The organism is Thalassolituus sp. UBA2009 (genome assembly GCF_002335285.1).
In the GTDB taxonomy this organism is placed as follows: Bacteria; Pseudomonadota; Gammaproteobacteria; order Pseudomonadales; family Oceanobacteraceae; genus Venatoribacter; species Venatoribacter alkanivorans.
In genome coordinates, this window is sequence record NZ_DDCJ01000103.1 from 50,299 (window position 1) to 71,443 (window position 21,145).

Sequence of the window (21,145 nt, forward strand, 5' to 3'; positions counted from 1 at the left end):
TAACTTAGCCGACGTAACCGGCATTGCAGCCCACCCACCCCGCCCTGACGGACAGAATGAGCGGGCGCAGCAAATCAGGGCTCTGCCGCAACACTCAGTTCAACAGCAATCGCTGCTGACAGCTGCTGGTAGTCCTTTTCCATCTTCTTGGCTTTCTTCTTACCAACACCGCCCAGCACATCAATGGCATGACGCAGACGCGCACGGCTCATATCCGGCCCCAGCAGCGCCATGCTGTCGAGTACGGAAATGGTGGCCGAGGTACCGGCAATAGCAATAAAGAACGGGAACAGGAAGTCGCGGACCTTAATGTCCAGCAGGCGCGCCAGAGCAAACAGGCGCGCTTCGATGTCTTCTTTACTCCAGTGACGGATCTCCTCCAGCTGCCATAAGCCAAACTGCAGCACGGTCAGCAGACGCTCTTCGTCATAGGCTTTATGCTCAAAGCTGGCGGGCGCCAGCGGCGTCAGCCCCGACAGGAAATGCCCGGCCAGCGGTACAACATCGGAGAAGGTCTCGATACGCGGCTGCACATGTGGAATCACCGGCAGAATATTCTGCGGACGCAAACCCCAGGCCGCAAAGCGCTGAGCGAAGGTTTCAGCATCCAGCTCACGCACCCACAGACTATTCAGCCAGCGCAGTTTTTCAACGTCAAACACCGGCCCACCAAGGGATACGCGCTTGATATCAAAGTTGGCAAACATCTGATCACGGGTGAACTTTTCACTCTCATCCGGCATCGACCAGCCCATACGGCCCAGATAGTTAAGCAGCGCTTCCGGCATGTAGCCCATGCGATCGTAGAACAGGATCGAGGTCGGGTTTTTACGCTTGCTCAGCTTGCTCTTGTCCGGGTTGCGCAGCAGTGGCATATGGCACAGGTGCGGCATATCCCAGCCGAAGTATTCGTACAGCAGCTTGTGCTTAGGCGCAGAGCTGATCCACTCTTCGCCACGGATAACGTGGGTGATCTTCATCAGATGATCATCCACCACGTTAGCCAGGTGGTAAGTCGGCATACCATCGGATTTCAGCAGAATCTGCGCATCGACCTGAGCCCAGTCGAGTTCAATCGCACCGCGCAGCATATCATCCACCACGCACACGCCCTCTTCCGGCACCTTCATACGCACCACATAAGGCTCACCTGCCGCTTCGCGACGGGCGACTTCATCGGCGGGCAGCAGCAGATCGGAAGGCTTGAGTGCAGTCAGTGAACCCTGCTCCTGACGGGCAAGACGCAGAGCATCCAGCTCTTCAGCGGTGCGGTAGCACTTAAAGGCATGACCACTGTCGAGCAGCTTCTGCACGTGCTCAAGATACACATCACGGCGTTCGCTCTGGCGATAAGGGCCAAATTCACCACCGACATCCGGACCCTCATCCCATTCCAGACCCAGCCAGCGCATGCTGTCCATAATGGCCTGCTCAGATTCAGGAGTACTGCGTGCCTGATCGGTATCTTCAATACGCAGAATAAACTGGCCGCCATGCTGGCGGGCAAAAGCCAGATTGAATAAAGCGATGTAGGCAGTACCTACGTGCGGATCGCCGGTAGGCGAAGGTGCAACACGGGTGCGGACCGTCATAAATGATGTTCTCTGTGACATGCGGATTTAAGGCGGAGGATTATAGAGAATTCACGCACATAACGCACCGGTCTGCTGCATTGCCAAGCGCTGCACATAACAAACCGCGAACATAAAAACCGCAGAGCCTGACGACTATGCGGTTTTCAGAATGAGTGGCCGACGAGAGAAAGTGGAGGGATATCCCGACCACGCCACAGCATAAACCCGGTCGGGATGAACGCCGTCGCAGGCTCCGGGCGTTTGTCGCTGCGCTCGGTACGAACCCACGAGGGTTCGGCACCCTCCCTCACCGCCCTTGGCGCAAAGTTTCAGACATAAAAAAACCGCGAACTTTTGCAAGTGCGCGGTTTTTAAAATTAGTGGCGGTGAGGGAGGGATTCGAACCCTCGATACCTTGCGGTATACACACTTTCCAGGCGTGCTCCTTCAGCCACTCGGACACCTCACCTAACTGAGCACTGCTCAGAGGCCGCGTACTATACGCAGCAGCGACCTGAGCGTCAACACCCATCCAGCGCTAATTGCTTGTTTTTATGACGATTTCGCCTTCCAGCGGGTAACAAAATCGTCCAGCGGCAATTCCGGAGGCTGCTTCAGGCTGCCGTTGATATGACCGATATAGACAAAACCGACAATGACATCGCAAGCTTCCAGACCCAGAGCTTCGGCAACCTTTGGATTGGTTGCCATATCTCCGGTCCGCCAGATAGCCCCCAGCCCCATTGCCCAGGCTGCATTGAGGATATTCTGCACCCCCGCACCGGTCGACAGCAGCTGCTCATCACGTGGTACCTTCGGATGTTCCTGAATACGGCTGACCGCAACAATCAGCAGCGGCGCCCGCAATGGCATATTGAGTAATTTTTGCTGTTTTTCTGCACTGAGACTCTGCCAGTCCGGCGTTGCCTGCAGGAAACATTCTCCGAGCAAGCGCCGGTCGTCGCCTTCTACCAACAGATAGCGGCTGGGACGCAACCAGGCATGATCTGGCGCCCGCAGCGCTGCACGCAGCAACACCTCCTGCTGCTGTCGCGTAATGTCCGGTCCTGTCAGTTGCGGAGAGGACACTCGTTCAGTCAACATTCGTAAAGCATCCATAGGCGCACCCAAATCAATATTTTCGTCATATGTCTATTGTAAAGTCGCGGCCCTTAATGAAAAGCCTGACTTAGCCGTCATGCACTTGCTGAGCTGTCTTATTCTGGGTATATAGATGTTCTCAATCATTGCCGCTGGTCGAACCGTGTCACCCATTATAAGAACAACAATTTTTTCGGGCCTTCACAATGTCTAACCGTCAGGACCCGTCCCATTTCGCTGAAACCACATTACCAAAGCAAGATTACATGGCCCGGATTCTGGGCTATGGGGTCGCTGCCGTCACGGTTTTAATGGGCATCCTGCAGGGTTATTTTGAAGATCAGGCCATTGTTGTGGCGGTAGTCAGCATTCTTTATCCCCACGCCGTCTATGTTCTGAGCCGCCCTTTCCGCCAAAAGCGTGCCTATTCCACCCGGCAGTTCCTGATTCATTTTGACGCGGTTCTGTGTGGGGTATTTCTCGGCTATATCCAGCTGCCAATTGAGCTGACTGTGCTGTTTCTGATCATGATCAACACCAGCTTTATTATTGTCGGCAGCATTACTGCCTGGGCCTTCTGCATTATTTCGCTGATCTCCGGTGCCGCAGCCGGCATTTTGCTGTTCGGCCACGAAGCTGCCCCGCCGGTTCCGACCGAGCTGTTTTTAACGGCAGCCTTCGGTGTTGGCCTGCACCTTGGCATTTCAGCCTTTAACAGCAACCGGCAGGCGCGCGATCTGATCCGCCTGAAACAAAAATTTCAGGGCCAGGTTGAGCGTTTTCAGGCCCTGTCTCACCAGGTATCCAAATACGTTGCCCCTCAGGTGTGGGAATCCATTTTCTCCGGACGTCGTCAGGCTAAACTGGAAACCCAGCGTAAGAAGCTGGTTATCTTTTTCTCCGACATCGTTGGTTTCTCTTCACTTTCAGAACAGATGGAAGCAGAAGCCTTTACCGACCTGCTGAATCAATACCTTACCGATATGTCGCGCATTGCTCTCAAGTACGGCGGCACTATCGATAAATTCATCGGCGACGGCATGATGATTTTCTTTGGCGACCCGAAAAGCAAAGGCACCAAACGCGATGCACTTGCCTGCGTGTCTATGGCCATTGAAATGCGCCGCCATATGCTCAAATTGCGCAAACAATGGGCTGAACATGGCATGACAGCTCCGCTGCAAATTCGTATGGGTATCAATACCGGCTACTGCACCGTGGGTAACTTTGGTACCGAAAGTCGTATGGATTACACCATTATTGGTAAAGAAGTGAACCTCGCCAGCCGTCTCGAAAGCGAAGCCGATGCCGGTGAGATTCTGGTGTCGCACGAAACCTACGCTTTAATTAAAGATAAAATCATCTGCCGCCAGCGTGGCAGTGCCATGGTGAAAGGTTTCCGCGACCCGGTGCCGCTGTATCAGGTGATGGATTACCGCCGTGATCTGGGCTCCAACCCAAGCTTTATGAACCACGAGTCAGAAGGCTTTTCGCTGTATCTGGAATCCGACAAAATCCGCGAAGAAGAACGGGAAAAAGTTGCCGATGCTCTCGAAAAAGCGGCCAATAAAATCCGCGGCAAGGTCAACACTTAAAACCGCAACGCACATAAAAAAACAGCGGCATCTGCCGCTGTTTTTTTAATTAGCCCTGCTGTTATCAATCCGTAACTACTGGCGTACCAGCCGGAAATTTTCCGCAGAGAAAACAGCCTCTGACGTACGGAAAGGATTAATATCCAGACCACCACGGCGCACATAGCGCGCATACACGGTTAACGATTCAGGCTTACACGCCAGTGAAATATCACGGTAAGTACGCTCTGCACACTGCTCATGGAAATCCTGATGCTGACGCAGTGAAACGATATAAGCCAACAAGCCAGCCTCATCGATTTTCTGGCCACGATAATAAATGTACAGCGTACCCCAGTCGGGCTGCCCCGTAACCGGACAGTTGGATTTCAGCAGATGACTGCACAACCAGCCTTCAAACTGACCGTCCGTTGTTTTCAGCAACGAAGCATCCAGAGCATAGCTGTTCACTTCAATATCCAGATCGTCAATACAATGAGCAACTGGCGGTCGCGGGAAATCTGCATCCACCGCATGAAAGATCACCTGGACATCCCCTTGGGCTGCGGCCGATAAATCGGTCGCCATACGCAGGCGAGCCTGTTCCGCATCATCAAAGCGGGTCTGATTAAAAGAGTTCAGATAGAGTTTGAACGACTTGGATTCCACCAGAAAACGACTGGTCGCGGGGATACGGAATTCTGCCAGACAAACCACCGGCTTACCTTTGAAATTCAGCCAGGAAATTTCGTAACCATTCCAGATATCAACGCCGTAAAACGGTACTTCATGGCGATTCAGCCCCTGCGCCCGCCAGCTTTCCTCCCGCTCAATCGGAAACAGTAAGGACGCATCATATTCGTCTTTATACGCCGATACTTTGCCCAGCGGATTATGTTCACTTGTTACTGACGCCATTTTAAACTCCAATCACTGCCGCATACCGACACCACGACGCAACAGCCAGAGACTGTAGGCCGAAAGCACAACAATAAAAAACACCAGCATTCCTAATGAGAACCAGATATTCACATCTGACACACCCAAAATGCCGTAACGGAATGTATTAACCATATAAAGAATCGGATTAAACAGGGATACGCCCTGCCAGAATTCCGGCAACAGGTTAATCGAATAAAACACCCCACCAAGATAGGTTAAAGGCGTAATTACAAAGGTCGGAATAATAGAAATATCGTCGAATTTACTGGCGAAGATCGCGTTTATAAACCCACCCAGCGAAAACAGCATCGCCGACAATAAAATCACCAGAAACACCACTAACAGATTATGAATCTGCAGGTCGGTAAAATACAAAGACAGCAGCGTCACGATAATGCCGACACCAACACCACGGGCAATACCACCACAGACATAGCCAAGCAGAATGGTCCCGGGATGAACCGGCGCCACCATCAGCTCTTCAATACTGCGCTGAAATTTATTACTGAAAAATGAGCTTGATACATTAGCGTAAGCATTGGTGATAACGCTCATCATAATCAGCCCGGGGACGATAAAGGACATGTAATCGACGCCACCCATCTGGCCGATACGGGAACCGATCAGCTGACCGAAAATCACGAAATACAGCGTCATGGTAATGGCCGGCGGCAATAACGTCTGTTGCCAGATACGGGTAAAACGACGGATTTCTTTCGTCACTATGGTTGAAAAAGCAACCCACTGAATACGGGCAGGACTCATGCGTTTGCCCCCCGGACCAGATCGACAAACAATTCTTCCAGGCGATTGGATTTAGTTCTCATACTGCGGACCTCAATTCCCTGCTGCGTCAGCAAGGCAAAAATCTGGTTAATGCTCTGACCTTTTTCCACGACGACCTCAATACAATCGTCGGCTGTTCTTTTACATTCAAAACCGGCCAGAGCAAAATCAGCCGCCACAGTAGAATTAAGATCGAAGATAAAGGTCTCGGTACCAAGCTGACTCAGCAATTTTCGCGTACTGGTTGCCTGTATAATTTCGCCATGATTAATGATGGCAATATTGCGGCATAACTGTTCCGCCTCTTCAAGATAATGTGTCGTCAGGATGATGGTTGTACCGGCACGGTTAAGCTCCTGCATAAACGCCCACATAGAACGGCGCAGCTCAATATCAACCCCTGCCGTTGGCTCATCCAGAATCAGCACTTTAGGTTCATGCACCAGTGCACGGGCAATCATCAGCCTGCGTTTCATCCCACCAGACAACATCCGCGCCTGCTGATCACGCTTCTCCCATAAATCGAGTGCACGTAACAGTTTTTCGGCATTGGGCGCTGCCTGAGCAGCGGTCAGACCAAAATAGCCAGCCTGAGTGATGACAATGTCATACACCTTTTCAAACTGATTAAAATTAAATTCCTGCGGCACCACGCCCAGATAACGGCGCGCCGAAAACGCCTGGGTATTAACATCAAACCCCATGACTTCGGCATTGCCGGATGTTTTTTGCACCAGACCCGATAGAATACCCAGAGTGGTCGACTTGCCGGCGCCATTGGGGCCCAGCAAAGCAAAAAAATCGCCCTGTTCTACGGTCAGATCAATGCCTTTCAGCGCCTGAAAGCCATTGTCATACACCTTGGACAAACTTCGTACCACGAGGGCAGGAACCATAATTTTTAACCTTAAGAGCGTATTAATGAGTGAACGACTGAATGATCATATCCACCTGCTGCAGCAGGTTCATGAGCGCCTGAGCAAGGCACAGAGCCAGTCAGGCGGTGTTATCAGTGACGAGATTCTACATCAGCTGACACAGGTTATTGATCAGCTCACGCAACATTCTGATTCAGGCTACACCCTGGGACAGGATTGGATCACCCATATCTTCAGCCATCACCCACAATTATCACCCGCCATAGACCGCGACCTGCTGTGGTTCTTCGGTGGCGACTGCCTGCACTTCCTGACGGATGAAGAGATCGACCTGTTCCAGCAGATCGATGAGATTGAAGCTCAGCACCATCAGGAACAAAAGCCATTTGACCGCCTGGCGACAAAAGCCCTGCTGCTGAAACCCACCCCCGGTTTCAACGCCTGAATAAGCCCGCACCCTGCCGCCTCGCGGCAGGAGGCTGAACAACGGGCATAAAAAAAGCCACCATAAAGGCAGCTTTTTTAGAATTTGGAGCGGGAAACGAGACTCGAACTCGCGACCCCAACCTTGGCAAGGTTGTGCTCTACCAACTGAGCTATTCCCGCAATTTTTCTTGCTTATGCCATTTTAAATGGCATCCCCAAGGGGATTCGAACCCCTGTTACCGCCGTGAAAGGGCGGTGTCCTAGGCCTCTAGACGATGGGGACATCGCTAAACACGCTGCGCATTTTACTGCGCTTTTGTTGATTTGCAAGAACTTTTTTCTTTTAAATCAACAACTTCCCGATTAAGCCGCTGAAACCTGAGTTTCATAAATTGGAGCGGGAAACGAGACTCGAACTCGCGACCCCAACCTTGGCAAGGTTGTGCTCTACCAACTGAGCTATTCCCGCACACTTTATTAAGCTGCCATATTAAATGGCATCCCCAAGGGGATTCGAACCCCTGTTACCGCCGTGAAAGGGCGGTGTCCTAGGCCTCTAGACGATGGGGACGTCTCAATCAAGGAGCGCGCATTCTATTGATGGACATTTAGGTCGTCAACCCCTGTAAATAAGATTTTTACAGCTACACTAACAAAAGGTGTGTTTAAAACCGGAAGCTCTCAAACTTCCCGGCGTTATGACAAATCCCGTTTAACATCGACTCCCGACGGAGCCAAGGAAAGGAAACAGGAAACACATGTCCACCACCAGTCTGGTTATTCTGGCGATATTCACAGCCTTGGCCGCCGTCGGGGCGCTTGGCTTTATGCGCTGGCAGGAACAAAAGCGCCTCGAACGGGCGCGGTTGGCGGTTGTCCACTCTGATCAGATGGGTGAACTGAGTATGCTCGGAGAAAGCCTTCAACCCTGGCTTTCAGCTCCGATGCTGCATTTTATGGCTCAGGAAATTCAGTATCACGGCGGCGAACTGGCCCTGCTGAAGGCCCCCAGCAACAAACGCTGCAATAAAGCAATGGAAGACGCCTTAACCTGGCTTAATGCCACTCCAAGACCACCGGCCAAACTGCCCGGCCAGGTAAAACAGGCACAGGAAGTACGGCATTCAGTCCAGCGGCTGCAGGAACTGATCCGGGCCAGCCATCAACAGCACCACCTGGCAACGGATAAAGCCAAACAGTTATTACAGGAAGCCAAACTGCTTAACGTCAAAGTTGCCATCGCCGTGTTTGACTCCAAAGCGACCGCGGCAGCCAGCGTTAACAACCCCGCTCAGGCCATTCACTACCTGAAAAAAGCCGAAACAGCCCTGCAACAACTCAGCAATCTGCCAGATGAGCTTAAGCCCGTTCTGGACAATATTCAGCAGCGTATCACTCAGCATCAGGATGAACGACAACCCGCAGCCAGCGGCACCAGACTGGAGGAAGGCACTGACCTGCTGAATGCTGAGGATGATTCCTGGAAGAAAAAACACTTTTAAGGCTGGCCTGTGGCGTTATAACGGCCTGTGCCTGCTCCCTCATCTGAGGTAAAGTTCAGGCCGGTATACACCCGAAACAGCGCCTGCGCAAAGGACAGAATGCAGATGTTTTCTCAGGTCAAAAAGAAACTGGCTCTGCAACTGGCTCTGAACACAGCGGCCGTTACGCTGATTATTGCCGGCATAATCAGCACCATCAGTATTCACTCCAATATCAGCACACTGAAAACACGCCAGCAGCAAATTGTCTCCAGTATTATTGCCAGCACCCTCCCCTCATTTAATCTGGCCACTTTTAACTACAATATCCGCCTGAATCAGCAACTGGCTGAAGGGCTTGTCAGCCACCCTAATATTATTTCAGCCATTGTTATCGACAGCACCGGTATGCAACTGGCACAGGCAGTTGAAGCAACCGAGTGCCAGCCCTCTACCCTGGACATGATGATTTTCAGCGAACCCGGTATTCATATCGAAGCCCTGAGCTACAACAATACCCCGCTCGGAAAACTGATCATCGAACTGGATCGCTGCCAGAGCATTGCCGAGCTGAGCAGCCTGACCCGGAGCACATTATTTAATGCCCTGCTGTTCAGCCTGCTGCTGGCGACCTTTATCTATGCTGCCTTTTATCGCGCGGTTACCAGCCCACTGACCCGGCTGGTGCGCCAGATCACCGGGCTGACTGCCGACAATCTCGACAAGGTGGATCTGACCCGTATGCAATCAAGACGTCAGAATGAACTCGGCCAGCTGATGAACCAGTTTGCGGCCCTGCTCAGCCTGCTTAAAGATCACATACATCAGCAACGCAAAGCCGAAGCGACGATCAACGACTACTCAGCCAAGCTCGAAGAGCTGATCCATAAACGCACCCATGCACTGACCCATCTGAACCGGCGCCTGCAGCAATCTTCTGATGATCATTCCGGCAGTACATCGTCTCTGCAGACCCGGCTGAGCACCCTGACACAACTACTGAAAGAGCCTATGGATCAGCTGATCGGCAAACTCAGCAATACCGATCAGGCCGATGCGCGGGCCATGGCCGCTAATATCCGTGGCCTGCTGCATGACCTGCGCACCCTGCAAAACAGCAGCAGCCAACAAGAACTGAAACTTGTCGATATCCACCGGATAGTCACGGATTGCCTGGCGGAAATTCCGGCGGATATGGCAGACATTGACTGCCACTGTGGTGAGGCTGATCTTCTGCTACTTAACCGGAGCAGCCTCAGACTGCTGATTCTGAGCCTGCTCAGCAACGCCATCATCCACTGCAGACAAGGCCCTCTGACACTCAGCGTCCGCTATGAAGCGCAGCGGCTGCTGATCAGCCTGGCCGGGCAGGATCTGTTTATTAACGACACCCTGCTGGAGCAGGATCTGATGCCTCTGTGCCCGGAAAACCTGCCCCTGCCTTCCGCTTTCGGTCTTGGCCTGAGTCGCGAGCTGGCACGTATATCTGGTGGCGACCTGCACTACGAAAGCCAACCGGATGGCGGCACGGTTCTGCTATGTCATATCCGCTGCCAGCCCCTGGCAAAACTGCTGCCGGAAATCCGCAAACATCTGCGCCAGCATCCCCTGAATATCGCCATTCAGGATAAACAGTGCCGTGCCCAAATATTGCACTGGGCAGAACAATGGCAACTCCCTCAGAGTGCCGAGGGTATGAACAGCAAACACACCCTGTTACTGACAGACCAACCCGAGCTGAGCAGCCGGCATGGCGAGCACAGCATCCTGTTGCAGCCACAAGGAACAGGAGAAATAACAGACGACGAATGCTACTCAGCATCCGGACTGTTAACTGCCTTACTTGAACAGACAGATCCCGACCACGCCGCGCCTCCGCGCACCCTGCGGGTCCTGCTGGTTGATGACAACACCATTAATCGCATGCTGTGTCAGCGTTATCTGAAAAATCTGAATATTGAACCGGATACTGCCGACAATGGTTTGCAGGCGATAGAACACGCCCGCCACAACCGTTATGACCTGATATTGATGGATTGCCAGATGCCGGTGATGGATGGCTTTGAGGCGACACGGCAGATACGCCGCAACTCTCTCAACAGCCAGACGCCCATCATTGCACTGACCGGATTGACCGGAGAAAACGAACGCCAGCAGTGCCTGACCGCCGGCATGAATGACTTTATCGGCAAGCCATTCACTCAGGATCAGATTCAGGCAACGCTGGTACAGTGGATTAACAATTATTACGGCAGCGCCAGCGACTGATCAGACTCTGCAGGCGCTCTTTCAGCGACAGAGCTTCTGCTGCATCGACGGCCGTCGCACAGAGAATGTCCTGCGGAACAGAAGCCGCCTGCTCACGCAGCGCCCAGCCGGCAGTGGTCAGATTCACCAACACCACCCGCTCATCTTCACTGCTGCGACTGCGCAATAACAGGCCCGCGCTTTCCATGCGCTTCAATAATGGCGTCACCGTTCCGGTATCCAGCAACAGGCGTTCACACAAATATTTCACCGATACAGGTAGCTGTTCTTCTTCCTGTGCCTGCCACAACACCAGCATCACCAGATATTGCGGGTACGTCAGCTCCAGCTTTTTCAGCAATGGCTGATAGGCCTGGGTAATCAGACGTGACAGGCTGTAGGCCGAAAAGCACAGCTGATTATCCAGATGTAACTGCGGATAAACTTTGCGTTTCACAGCCTACCCCAGCAGACGCTCAATATCGGCCTGCAGTTTTTCAGGCTTAGTGGTTGGCGCATAACGTTTGACCACCTCACCCTCACGGTTAATCAGGAACTTGGTGAAGTTCCATTTGATGCCTTTGGTACCCAGCACGCCCGGCGCCGCGCTCTTCAATTCCTGATACAGAGGCGCAGCATTGTCACCGTTCACCTCAATCTTGCTGAACATCGGAAAGGTTACGCCGTAGTTTTTCTGACAAAAGGCGCCGATTGTCGCACTGTCACCCTTTTCCTGCTGTCCGAACTGATTGCAGGGGAAACCCAGAATCACCAGCCCTTTGTCTTTGTATTGCTGATACAAAGACTCAAGCCCCTCGTACTGATAGGTAAAGCCACACTCACTGGCGGTATTAACCACCAGTACGACCTGCCCCTGATAAGCACTCAGATCCTGTTCCTGACCACTCAGCAGCGGCATGGTATGAGAAAGAACGGACATAAACCTCTCCTTTTAATTTTTCAAAATAGTATTGCGCACAATATATTTATCGGTAAAAAAGGGCAAGTATCACCTGCCCTTAATAACCTTTCCGGCCAGCAACGGCCCGGGGTTTAATCGCTGTCTTTCTTCAGATCCAGCGACACCGAATTAATACAGTAACGCAATCCGGTGGGAGCCGGACCATCGGTAAACACATGGCCCAGATGCGCCCCACAGTTCTGGCACAGCACTTCGGTGCGCACCATAAAATGGCTGGTATCCATACGCTCTTCGATAACATCATCGGACAGCGGCTGGAAAAAACTCGGCCAGCCGCAGCCGGAATCAAATTTGGTATCGGATAAAAACAGCGCTTCACCACAACACACGCAGTGATAGACACCCGGGTCTTTGCAGTCGTGATAGCGGCCGGTAAAAGGCGCTTCCGTTCCGGCTTCGCGCGTTACCCGGTAGGTTTCGGCATCCAGTTCTTTCCGCCACTCTTCGGCCGTTTTATTTACTTTGCTCATTGACGGATCTCCTGATAAGCCACTTTCGAAGCATCGATCTGAGGAGTATCATGCCAGCTTTCTTTTTCCTTTCAACAAAGGCAGTGCGACTTCCATGCAGGAAATTCTTAAATCCAACAAATTGGCTAATGTGTTTTACGATTTGCGTGGACCTGTATTGCAAGCCGCCAAACGCATGGAAGAAGAAGGCCACCGGATTCTGAAACTGAACATCGGCAACCCCAAGCCTTTCGGCCTGGATGCGCCAGAGGAAATCATTCAGGACGTTATTTATAACCTGCCGGATTCCGAAGGTTACGCCGATTCCAAAGGCCTGTTTTCTGCACGCAAAGCCATCATGCAGTACGCGCAGCAAAAGAATATTCAGAACGTTGGCATTGAAGACATCATCGTCGGCAACGGTGTCAGCGAACTGATCGTTATGGCCATGCAGGGCCTGCTGAATAACGGCGACGAAGTGCTGGTACCGGCACCGGACTACCCGCTCTGGACCGGCGCCGTCAGTCTCGCCGGTGGCCGTGCCGTGCATTATATCTGTGACGAAGGTGCTGGCTGGCAGCCGGATCTTGATGATATGCGCGCCAAAATCACCGATAAAACCCGTGCACTGGTACTGATCAATCCGAACAACCCGACCGGCGCCGTGTATCCGCAGGAAATGCTGCTGCAGATGCTGGAAATCGCCCGCCAGAATAACCTGATCGTGTTCTCCGACGAGATTTACGACAAGATTCTGTACGATGAAGTTGAGCACGTATCGACCGCATCACTGGCCGATGACCTGCTGATTGTGACCTTTAACGGTCTGTCGAAAAATTACCGCCTGGCCGGTTTCCGCTCCGGCTGGATGATTATCAGCGGCGCCAAACACAAAGCCCGCGACTACATCGAAGGCCTGGAATTACTGGCCTCTATGCGCATGTGCGCCAACGTGCCGGCGATGTACGCTATTCAGACCGCACTGGGTGGCTATCAGAGCATCGACGATCTGGTCGCACCGGGCGGACGCCTGTGCCAGCAGCGTGATATTGCCTGGGAAATGCTCAACGATATTCCCGGCATCAGCTGTGTTAAACCGCAGGGCGCGCTGTACTGCTTCCCGAAAGTCGATGCGAAAAAATTCAACGTGCGCAACGATGAACGTCTGGTGCTCGACTTACTGGAGCAACAGAAAATTCTGATTGTACACGGCACAGCGTTTAACTGGCCTTATCCGGATCACTTCCGCGTGGTGTTCCTGCCACGTCCGGAAGACCTGACACTGGCTCTTGGCAAAACCAAGCAGTTTTTTGAAAGCTACCGCCAGCTCTGATGCTCGACGTTCATATCGACGATTTTTACAAAGATTGTGCAACCACTCTGCTGAGTGGTTTCCGCGCATTTCCGCGTCAGCAAACGCTGTTTATCGAAGATATTTCAGGCCCGGATACCGTTGACGAATTTGGCCTGCACAGCCCCCGCCACCTCGCTGCCCTTGGCGCAGTGCAGTGGCTGAAAGAAGAAGGTTTTATCCGTTTCGGTGCCATTAACCGTCAGGATTCGGTAGATGATTTTGTCCTCACCAGCAAAGCCTTTACCCGCCTTATAGCACCCGCCCTGCCGCAATCACTGCGCGGCGATGCTGAGAGCATTGAACACTCCGGCGATATTACACCGGTGTTTCAGGTGCTGGAATTTGCCCGATTGCAGGGCGATTCACTCTGGATAGGCGAACTGGTTCGCGACTACCTGCTCAGTCATCAGGCCTGAGCAGACGGCAGACATAAAAAAACCGCGCATTGCGCGGTTTTTTTATGTGAGCTCTGCAGCAAATTTATTTAGTACGCACATCAAAACCCGCGGCACTTAATGCTTCATGCAGGTCATGACACTTGGCCGGAACACCAACCCGCAAGGTCGGAATATCACGGCGCAGCGGATAATGTTTGCGCAACTGATCGAAGGTTGCCTTGAGGTTATCCGAGCGCTTCATCGCCGTACGCATTACACCGTCATCAACACGGATTTCATACGCCGCACGAATAGCAGTGCGCAATGCCTGATGAACCGGCACCTGATCGGAGAAATTTACCCGTTTAACACCCGGCTCAGGTAAAAACTGCGCCAGTTTGCGCCGTACCGGCAAGCCGAAAAACTCACACAACCCCTGATACACATATTCGGTGCCGCGCATTTTGCCGTCCAGCGAGTAGCCGGCAATGTGCGGCGTTGCCAGCAGACAACGGTGCATCAGGTTCAGGTCCAGCTCAGGTTCGTTTTCCCAGACATCCAGAATCGCCTCAAAATCGCGGTTATTCTGCATATGCTCGAGTAATGCGGCGTTATCGACCACCGCACCACGACCGGCGTTGATCAGACTGGCATCCGGCTTCATCTGCGCCAGACGCTGCTGATCAATCAGGTGCCAGGTCGGATGTTCGCCATCACGGGTCAGCGGCGTATGCAGCGTTACCACATCGGCCTGCAGGGCTTCGTCCAGCGTAACCAGCTCACCCACCTCTTCCGGGTCTTTGAACGGATCAACCGCCAGCACGGTCACGCCCATCTCTTCCAGACGGCGGCGCAGCAGCAGACCCACATTTCCCACACCGACAATGCCGACACTGACATCGGTAAAGCCGATACCGCGCTCGTCCACCAATACACTGAGCGCGCTCAGCACATAATCGACCACCGCCTGCGCATTGCAGCCCGGTGCGCTTTTGAAACCGATTCCGGCTTCCTGCAGATAATCCTGATCAATATGATCGGTGCCGATGGTCGCCGTGCCGACAAATTTTACCTTGCTGCCGGCCAGCAACTGCGCATCCACCCGGGTAACAGAACGCACCAGCAGAATGTCGGCGTCTGCGACATCCGCCGCCGTCATACTGCGCCCTTCAACCAGAGTGATCTCGCCAAAATCCGCAAAGAATTCGTTTAACAGGGGAATGTTTTCGTCCGCAACTATGTGCACTGGGGTCCGCTCTTTTCAACAGGAAGGCGCCATTGTGGCAATTGCCATCAAGAATGACAATTGCCACAACTCATGGAGTACTGATCTCAGGCCACAGCCGTTAATGTAACCGCCACACCATTCAGTGCCGCGTTACCGGTCAGGCCATCCAGCAGCTGATCATCGGTCAGGTCGTTGGTGTTAACTCCGGCCACCTGCTGTGCCTGACGCAGACGGATACCGGGCACGTTATGCCCCCAGCCGTGGGGAATACTGACCACACCGGGCATCAGTTCATCACTGACCTCGGCCACCACCTCCAGCTCGGCGACACGGGAGCTGACCCGCACACTGACACCATCGGCGATACCCAGTCGCTCCGCATCCGCCGGATTCAGCATCAGCGTACAGCGGCTTTTGCCCTTCACCAGACGCTGACTGTTATGCAACCAGGAGTTGTTGGAGCGGATATGACGACGGCCAATCAGCAACAACTGATCACCCGTCAGCAACGGCTGCTGCAGTTCAGAGGCAACCTCCGCCAGAGCCTTCAGGTACACATCAGGGGTCAGATTCAGGCGCTTATCGCGGGTAAACAGCCGCTTTGGCATCACCGGCTGCAGTGCACCGAGATCAATACCTTCGGGCTGCTTCTTCAGGGCATTCAGGTCGAGCCCGCTCTTGCCGCTTTTCAGCATCTTATTCAGCACGCCTTCAGGCTTAAGCCAGCCCATCACCGCCCAGGTCAGGCGGTTGATCAGGCGCTTTTTCAGGTCGCCGCGGTTCAGTCGTTTAGTGAGTTCGAGCAGAATCTGCCAGTCCTGCAGCACGCCGGCTTTGGGTTTAAACAAAGCCGTCGAGTATTTGGCCACATTGCGCACTGCCAGCGCGTTGAAGATCACATCGTAATGATCACGCTCCAGCGGGCCACACGGCGGCAGAATCAGGTCGGCATGGCGGCTGGTTTCATTGAGGAAATAATCCACCGACACCATAAAATCGAGAGAGTCAAAGGCACGCTCAAGCTGTCGGGTGTTGGGCGTAGACAGCAACGGATTACCGGCCACCGTCAGCATGGCACGAATCTGTCCCTTGCCCGGCGTCAGGATTTCTTCGGCCAGCACCGCCACCGGCAGCTCACCACCGAATTCCGGCAGATTCCGTACCCGCGAGCGGTAGCGGTCAAAATGTCCGCGCCCGCCCTGCGCGGCGGTAATGCCGACAATATCCACCGCCGGTGAGGTAAACATCGCTCCGCCTGCACGATCAAAATTGCCACTGACAATGTTCAGCACATTGATCAGCCACTGACACAAACCACCGTACTGCTGTACCGACACCCCCATTCGGCCATAGCAGACCGCCGATTTTGCCTGCAGCCACTGCGCCGCCAGCGCCCGCACCTGAGCGGCTTCTATACCGGTGCGTGCAGCGGTATTTTCCGGCACATAAGGGGCACATAGTCCGGCCAGATCGGCACTGTCGATATAGTCCGGCAGCGCCGGCAACTGTGCTTTCAGCTCATGGGTAAAGACATAGAGCAGCGACAGCAACAGCAGCACATCCTGCCCCGGGCGGATAAACCAGTGCTCATCAGCAACGCCAGCCGTCTCGCTGCGGCGCGGATCGATCACCAGAATTTTACCGCCGCGTTCATGGATGGCTTTCAGGCGGTTTTTAATATCCGGCGCCGTCATCAGGCTGCCGTTTGACGCCAGCGGATTACCGCCCATAACGATCAGAAAATCGGTACGGTCAATATCCGGCACCGGAATCTGCAGCTGATGGCCAAACATATGCAAACTGGCCATATGGTGCGGCAGCTGATCAACCGAGGTCGCGGAGAATTTGTTCTTCGAGCCCAGCTGTTTGAGCAGCAACGGGCCAAAAATCATATTGCCGTAATTGTGAACATTGGGATTGCCAAGATAACTGCCCACCGCATCACGTCCGTGCTTGGCCTGAATACGGCGGAAACCTTCTGCTGCTTCATTCAGCGCCTGTGACCAGGAAATTTCCTGCCAGCCGGAGGCGGTTTTTTTCAGCGGCTTGCGCAAGCGGTCAGGATCGTTATGCAGATCCTGCAGCGCCGTGGCCTTCGGGCAGATATAGCCGCGACTGAACGGATCAGACTTGTCTCCTTTGATGGACTCGATATCACCGGTTTTATCGTCGTAACGGATTTCGATACCGCAGGTAGCCTCACACAGGCTGCAGGTGCGTTTGTGCGTCTGAATAGTCATGCTGTTGTCCTGGCTGCTGATCGCCGGTTAAGGCCGGGATTATTGTTTTTCCTGACTATACCTGTTGCTCAATGGCTCGGAGCAGGCCTTTTGTGCCAAATTCAGGACAACAAAACTCCGGACAACCAGGGCTGCCCCAAGAGGCGCAGCTAAGCTGTACATCCCTGCAGATACACGCCCAAAGACAGCAAAAAGAAACCGCCGAAAGCCCCCGACGATCAGATCCGCCGCCGTCCGAATACACTGATAAACCGGGAAAATATCGGACCTGACACACATAACTTCTATGAATAATGCACATCAGGGGGACTAATGCGCCTGACGCCATAATTCCGGTATACTCCGCGCCATTATAGAAAGGGTAGCTCCCTGTATGGGCTGATCGTCTGTTCAGGAAACTGCCTTCTTACTTAATGGTACTTAGTCAGAACGACATACAATCCCTCGTTGCTGACTAAAGTGCCCATACGTTGCAACTGAGGCTTTGAGAGGGTCGCTAATGAGTCTGTATTCAGAATATCTGAAAGAAATTGAGGTTCGTAAGAACGAGCTGGGTTTACACCCAAAACCAATCGATAGCGCAGAACTGCTGTCTGAAATCATTGCCCAGATCAAAGATACCGGCAATGCAGAGCGTGAAGCCTCTCTGAACTTCTTCATCTACAACACCCTGCCAGGTACTACCCCGGCCGCTGGTGTTAAAGCTAAGTTCCTGAAAGACATCGTAACCGGTGCAGAAACCGTTGCTGAAATCACTCCGGAATTCGCGTTAGAGCAACTGTCTCACATGAAAGGCGGCCCTTCTGTTGAAGCCCTGCTGGACATCGCTCTGTCTGACGACGCCAACAACGCCGCTGCCGGCGAAGTTCTGAAGTCTCAGGTATTCCTGTACGAAGCCGACACCAGCCGTCTGGCTGACGCTTTCAAAGCTGGCAACGCCATTGCTAAAGACATTCTGGAAAGCTACGCAAAAGCAGAATTCTTCACCAAGCTGGACGACATCCCAGAGAAAATTAAGGTTATCACCTACATCGCTGCTGAAGGCGATATCTCTACCGACCTGCTGTCTCCGGGCAACCAGTCTCACTCCCGTGCTGACCGTGAACTGCACGGCCTGTGCATGATTTCTCCTGAAGCTCAGCAAGAAATCAAAAAAATGGGCGAAGAAAACCCAGACGCTAAAATCATGCTGATCGCTGAGAAAGGCACCATGGGCGTAGGTTCTTCCCGTATGTCCGGTGTAAACAACGTGGCACTGTGGGCCGGTGAAAAAACCTCTCCATACATCCCGTTCGTTAACAACCGTCCTGTGGTTGCCGGTACCAACGGTATCGCTCCTATCTTCCTGACTACTGTAGGCGTAACCGGTGGTATCGGTCTGGACCTGAAAAACTGGGTACAGAAGAAAGACGAAAACGGCAACATCGTACGTGACGCCAACGGCGACCCGGTACTGGAAGAAGCCTACTCTGTTAAGACCGGCACCGTTCTGACCATCGACACCAAAGCCAAGAAACTGCTCGACAGCGAAGGCAATGTACTGGTTGACGTAGCCTCTGCTTTCACCCCACAAAAAGTGGAATTCATGAAAGCCGGCGGTTCTTACGCCGTAACTTTCGGTAAGAAGATCCAGACTTTTGCTGCTGAAACTCTGGGCATTGAAGCACCGGTTGTTTACGCCTCATCTAAAGAAATCTCTCACGAAGGTCAGGGCCTGACTGCTGTTGAAAAAATCTTCAACCGCAATGCCGTAGGCGTTAAGTCCAAGACCCCTCTGCACGCCGGATCTGACGTTCGCGTTAAAGTGAACATCGTAGGTTCTCAGGACACTACTGGCCCTATGACCTGTCAGGAACTGGAATCCATGGCTGCGGCGACCATCTCCCCAAGCGTTGATGGTGCCTTCCAGTCTGGCTGTCACACTGCCTCTGTATGGGACAACAAAGCCAAGGCCAACACGCCTAAGCTGATGGCCTTCATGAACGCATTCGGCGTAATCACTGCACGTGACCCGAAAGGCGTTTACCACTCAATGACCGACGTAATCCACAAAGTACTGAACGACATTACTGTGGACGACCGCGCGATCATCATCGGTGGTGACTCTCACACCCGTATGTCTAAAGGTGTGGCGTTTGGTGCGGACTCCGGTACCGTTGCTATCGCTCTGGCGACTGGTGAAGCAGCAATGCCGATCCCAGAGTCTGTGAAAGTAACCTTCAAAGGCCAGATGAAGCCGCACATGGACTTCCGTGACATCGTACACGCTACTCAGGCGCAGATGCTGAAGCAGTTCAACGGCGAAAACGTATTCCAGGGTCGTGTAATCGAAGTACAGATCGGTACCCTGCTGGCTGACCAGGCCTTCACCTTCACCGACTGGACTGCAGAAATGAAAGCGAAAGCTTCTATCTGTATTTCTACCGATGACACCCTGATCAAGTCTCTGGAACTGGCCAAGTCCCGCATCCAGATCATGATCAACAAAGGCATGGACAACGAAGCTGGCATGCTGAAAGGTCTGATCGATCTGGCTGACAAGCGTATTGCTGGCATCCAGTCTGGTGAAGAGCCAGCTCTGGCTCCGGACGACAACGCCAAGTACTACGCCGAAGTTGTGGTAGACCTGGACGCCATCGACGAACCAATGATTGCTGACCCGGACGTAAACAACGAAGACGTATCCAAGCGTTACACCCACGACGTAATCCGTCCGGCTTCTTACTACGATGGCCGTAAAGTGGATCTGGGCTTCGTTGGTTCTTGCATGGTTCACAAAGGCGACATGCAGATCATCGCTGCCATGCTGCGTAACCTGGAAAAGAACGGTCCTATCACGTTCAAGGCACCACTGGTTGTAGCGCCACCAACGTACAACATCGTTGACGAGCTGAAAGCCGAAGGCGACTGGGACATTCTGGCGAAATACGCTGGCTTCATTTTCGATGATGCACATCCGAAAGAAGCAGCCCGTACCAAGTACGAAAACCAACTGTACCTGGAACGTCCTGGATGTAACCTGTGTATGGGTAACCAGGAAAAAGCCGAAGCCGGTGACACCGTTCTGGCAACTTCTACCCGTCTGTTCCAAGGCCGTGTTGTAGAAGACAGCGCAGAGAAGAAAGGTGAGTCTCTGCTGGGTTCTACCCCAATGGTTGTTCTGTCTACTATCCTGGGTCGCTTCCCGACTCTGGAAGAGTACAAAGCAGCGGTTGACGGTATCAACCTGACTTCTTTCGCTCCACCGTCAAAAGACCTGGCTCGTCCAGCCATCCCTCTGAAAGCTATCTAATTAGCTTTTGAGGGAATCAGCCCACTGCCCTGACCTTCAGGTTCAGGCAGCGGGCTAAGCTCAGCCAATGCGCTAAGCCAGAATGAACGATTGGGTTTTGAGGTTCTGTAAAGAACGATTTCTAAGCACAAAAGATCAATGACGACAGATTGAATTTAAGAGCGGATTTAGGCGGGTTTAAAATCAGCTTATGTGAATTAGTTCAGACCTGATC

At 52.9% G+C, this 21,145-nt stretch carries 17 protein-coding genes and 5 tRNA genes; 7 read left to right on the forward strand and 15 right to left on the reverse strand.

The features are described from left to right. Positions 1-74 precede the first annotated feature (74 nt). From gltX to B3P58_RS13295, 3 genes are all read right to left on the reverse strand, one after another. Positions 75-1,592 carry a glutamate--tRNA ligase gene (gene gltX, locus B3P58_RS13285; RefSeq protein WP_286718128.1) on the reverse strand — a complete coding sequence of 506 codons (1,518 nt, stop codon included), beginning with the start codon at positions 1,590-1,592 and terminating at the stop codon, positions 75-77. Positions 1,593-1,955: 363 nt separating this feature from the next. Then, positions 1,956-2,043: transfer RNA gene (locus B3P58_RS13290), tRNA-Ser, on the reverse strand. Between the two features lie 83 nt (positions 2,044-2,126). Then, entirely contained in the window at positions 2,127-2,678 is a 552-nt protein-coding gene (locus tag B3P58_RS13295) for a nitroreductase family protein (RefSeq protein WP_286718130.1), read from the reverse strand. Between the two features lie 263 nt (positions 2,679-2,941). Here B3P58_RS13295 and B3P58_RS13300 point away from each other — a divergent pair, with 263 nt between their 5' ends. Next, the gene (locus B3P58_RS13300) at positions 2,942-4,270 is read left to right on the forward strand and encodes an adenylate/guanylate cyclase domain-containing protein (RefSeq protein WP_230332324.1); all 1,329 of its coding nucleotides are present in this window, start codon (positions 2,942-2,944) and stop codon (positions 4,268-4,270) included. A 75-nt stretch (positions 4,271-4,345) separates the two neighbouring features. Here the strand turns inward: B3P58_RS13300 and queF are convergent, their stop codons facing one another. From queF to B3P58_RS13315, 3 genes are read right to left on the reverse strand one after another with little or no spacing between them, the layout of a single operon-like run. After that, positions 4,346-5,167, reverse strand: coding sequence for an NADPH-dependent 7-cyano-7-deazaguanine reductase QueF (queF, locus tag B3P58_RS13305; RefSeq protein ID WP_286718134.1), 822 nt, complete (start codon positions 5,165-5,167; stop codon positions 4,346-4,348). A gap of 12 nt (positions 5,168-5,179) precedes the next feature. Continuing rightward, the gene (locus tag B3P58_RS13310; RefSeq protein ID WP_145468438.1) at positions 5,180-5,956 is read right to left on the reverse strand and encodes an ABC transporter permease; all 777 of its coding nucleotides are present in this window, start codon (positions 5,954-5,956) and stop codon (positions 5,180-5,182) included. After that, entirely contained in the window at positions 5,953-6,873 is a 921-nt protein-coding gene (locus B3P58_RS13315; RefSeq protein WP_286718137.1) for an ABC transporter ATP-binding protein, read from the reverse strand. Before B3P58_RS13315 ends, B3P58_RS13310 begins: the two co-directional genes overlap by 4 nt. Before the next feature lie 25 nt (positions 6,874-6,898). Between B3P58_RS13315 and B3P58_RS13320 the strand changes: the two genes are divergently transcribed. Beyond that, the gene (locus B3P58_RS13320; protein ID WP_230332321.1) at positions 6,899-7,300 is read left to right on the forward strand and encodes a PA2817 family protein; all 402 of its coding nucleotides are present in this window, start codon (positions 6,899-6,901) and stop codon (positions 7,298-7,300) included. Between the two features lie 85 nt (positions 7,301-7,385). Here the strand turns inward: B3P58_RS13320 and B3P58_RS13325 are convergent. The 4 genes from B3P58_RS13325 to B3P58_RS13340 form a co-directional block, all read right to left on the reverse strand. After that, a tRNA-Gly gene (locus tag B3P58_RS13325) sits at positions 7,386-7,461 on the reverse strand. Positions 7,462-7,488: 27 nt separating this feature from the next. After that, positions 7,489-7,564, reverse strand: a tRNA-Glu gene (locus B3P58_RS13330). A gap of 110 nt (positions 7,565-7,674) precedes the next feature. Continuing rightward, positions 7,675-7,750: transfer RNA gene (locus B3P58_RS13335), tRNA-Gly, on the reverse strand. A gap of 26 nt (positions 7,751-7,776) precedes the next feature. Continuing rightward, a tRNA-Glu gene (locus B3P58_RS13340) sits at positions 7,777-7,852 on the reverse strand. Between the two features lie 187 nt (positions 7,853-8,039). Between B3P58_RS13340 and B3P58_RS13345 the strand changes: the two genes are divergently transcribed. Both B3P58_RS13345 and B3P58_RS13350 read left to right on the forward strand, forming a co-directional pair. After that, positions 8,040-8,783: a hypothetical protein gene (locus B3P58_RS13345; protein WP_286718142.1), complete on the forward strand. Its 744-nt coding sequence runs from the start codon at positions 8,040-8,042 to the stop codon at positions 8,781-8,783. A 105-nt stretch (positions 8,784-8,888) separates the two neighbouring features. Beyond that, the gene (locus B3P58_RS13350) at positions 8,889-11,030 is read left to right on the forward strand and encodes a response regulator (RefSeq protein ID WP_286718144.1); all 2,142 of its coding nucleotides are present in this window, start codon (positions 8,889-8,891) and stop codon (positions 11,028-11,030) included. Here the strand turns inward: B3P58_RS13350 and B3P58_RS13355 are convergent. The 3 genes from B3P58_RS13355 to msrB all read right to left on the reverse strand — a co-directional run bounded on the left by B3P58_RS13355 (position 10,999) and on the right by msrB (position 12,461). Beyond that, positions 10,999-11,466: a MarR family winged helix-turn-helix transcriptional regulator gene (locus B3P58_RS13355; RefSeq protein ID WP_145468428.1), complete on the reverse strand. Its 468-nt coding sequence runs from the start codon at positions 11,464-11,466 to the stop codon at positions 10,999-11,001. The two genes, B3P58_RS13350 and B3P58_RS13355, sit on opposite strands and share 32 nt — an antisense overlap. Before the next feature lie 3 nt (positions 11,467-11,469). Then, positions 11,470-11,949, reverse strand: coding sequence for a glutathione peroxidase (locus B3P58_RS13360; protein ID WP_225692615.1), 480 nt, complete (start codon positions 11,947-11,949; stop codon positions 11,470-11,472). Positions 11,950-12,062: 113 nt separating this feature from the next. Next, positions 12,063-12,461 (reverse strand): peptide-methionine (R)-S-oxide reductase MsrB, encoded by a 399-nt coding sequence (msrB, locus tag B3P58_RS13365; protein ID WP_230330288.1) that lies wholly within the window; start codon positions 12,459-12,461, stop codon positions 12,063-12,065. A 94-nt stretch (positions 12,462-12,555) separates the two neighbouring features. On the opposite strand from msrB, the gene B3P58_RS13370 reads away from it, so the two are divergent. Next, the gene (locus B3P58_RS13370; RefSeq protein ID WP_145468422.1) at positions 12,556-13,773 is read left to right on the forward strand and encodes a pyridoxal phosphate-dependent aminotransferase; all 1,218 of its coding nucleotides are present in this window, start codon (positions 12,556-12,558) and stop codon (positions 13,771-13,773) included. Then, positions 13,773-14,210: a hypothetical protein gene (locus B3P58_RS13375; RefSeq protein WP_230330287.1), complete on the forward strand. Its 438-nt coding sequence runs from the start codon at positions 13,773-13,775 to the stop codon at positions 14,208-14,210. The genes B3P58_RS13370 and B3P58_RS13375 overlap by 1 nt, the downstream gene beginning before the upstream one ends. Before the next feature lie 64 nt (positions 14,211-14,274). Here the strand turns inward: B3P58_RS13375 and pdxB are convergent, their stop codons facing one another. Beyond that, positions 14,275-15,417, reverse strand: a complete 1,143-nt coding sequence (pdxB, locus tag B3P58_RS13380; RefSeq protein WP_230330286.1) for a 4-phosphoerythronate dehydrogenase PdxB — start codon at positions 15,415-15,417, stop codon at positions 14,275-14,277. Positions 15,418-15,503: 86 nt separating this feature from the next. Continuing rightward, complete coding sequence (locus B3P58_RS13385) at positions 15,504-17,639, reverse strand: molybdopterin oxidoreductase family protein (protein ID WP_286718149.1); 2,136 nt, start codon at positions 17,637-17,639, stop codon at positions 15,504-15,506. 499 nt (positions 17,640-18,138) lie between these two features. Here B3P58_RS13385 and B3P58_RS13390 point away from each other — a divergent pair, with 499 nt between their 5' ends. Further along, a complete protein-coding gene (locus tag B3P58_RS13390; RefSeq protein ID WP_230330284.1) occupies positions 18,139-20,931 on the forward strand; it encodes a bifunctional aconitate hydratase 2/2-methylisocitrate dehydratase in 2,793 nt (930 codons plus the stop codon). The last annotated feature ends 214 nt before the right edge of the window (positions 20,932-21,145 follow it).

Bases quoted from the DNA above. Each gene is read 5' to 3' on its own strand.
- B3P58_RS13315 (WP_286718137.1), bottom strand. From the start codon at position 6,873: ATGGTTCCTGCCCTCGTGGTACGAAGTTTGTCCAAGGTGTATGACAAT.
- B3P58_RS13295 (WP_286718130.1), bottom strand. From the start codon at position 2,678: ATGTTGACTGAACGAGTGTCCTCTCCGCAACTGACAGGACCGGACATT.
- B3P58_RS13370 (WP_145468422.1), top strand. From the start codon at position 12,556: ATGCAGGAAATTCTTAAATCCAACAAATTGGCTAATGTGTTTTACGAT.
- B3P58_RS13390 (WP_230330284.1), top strand. From the start codon at position 18,139: ATGAGTCTGTATTCAGAATATCTGAAAGAAATTGAGGTTCGTAAGAAC.
- queF (WP_286718134.1), bottom strand. From the start codon at position 5,167: ATGGCGTCAGTAACAAGTGAACATAATCCGCTGGGCAAAGTATCGGCG.
- B3P58_RS13345 (WP_286718142.1), top strand. From the start codon at position 8,040: ATGTCCACCACCAGTCTGGTTATTCTGGCGATATTCACAGCCTTGGCC.
- B3P58_RS13375 (WP_230330287.1), top strand. From the start codon at position 13,773: ATGCTCGACGTTCATATCGACGATTTTTACAAAGATTGTGCAACCACT.
- B3P58_RS13360 (WP_225692615.1), bottom strand. From the start codon at position 11,949: ATGTCCGTTCTTTCTCATACCATGCCGCTGCTGAGTGGTCAGGAACAG.
- msrB (WP_230330288.1), bottom strand. From the start codon at position 12,461: ATGAGCAAAGTAAATAAAACGGCCGAAGAGTGGCGGAAAGAACTGGAT.
- B3P58_RS13320 (WP_230332321.1), top strand. From the start codon at position 6,899: ATGAGTGAACGACTGAATGATCATATCCACCTGCTGCAGCAGGTTCAT.
- B3P58_RS13385 (WP_286718149.1), bottom strand. From the start codon at position 17,639: ATGACTATTCAGACGCACAAACGCACCTGCAGCCTGTGTGAGGCTACC.
- B3P58_RS13350 (WP_286718144.1), top strand. From the start codon at position 8,889: ATGTTTTCTCAGGTCAAAAAGAAACTGGCTCTGCAACTGGCTCTGAAC.
- gltX (WP_286718128.1), bottom strand. From the start codon at position 1,592: ATGACGGTCCGCACCCGTGTTGCACCTTCGCCTACCGGCGATCCGCAC.
- B3P58_RS13310 (WP_145468438.1), bottom strand. From the start codon at position 5,956: ATGAGTCCTGCCCGTATTCAGTGGGTTGCTTTTTCAACCATAGTGACG.
- B3P58_RS13300 (WP_230332324.1), top strand. From the start codon at position 2,942: ATGGCCCGGATTCTGGGCTATGGGGTCGCTGCCGTCACGGTTTTAATG.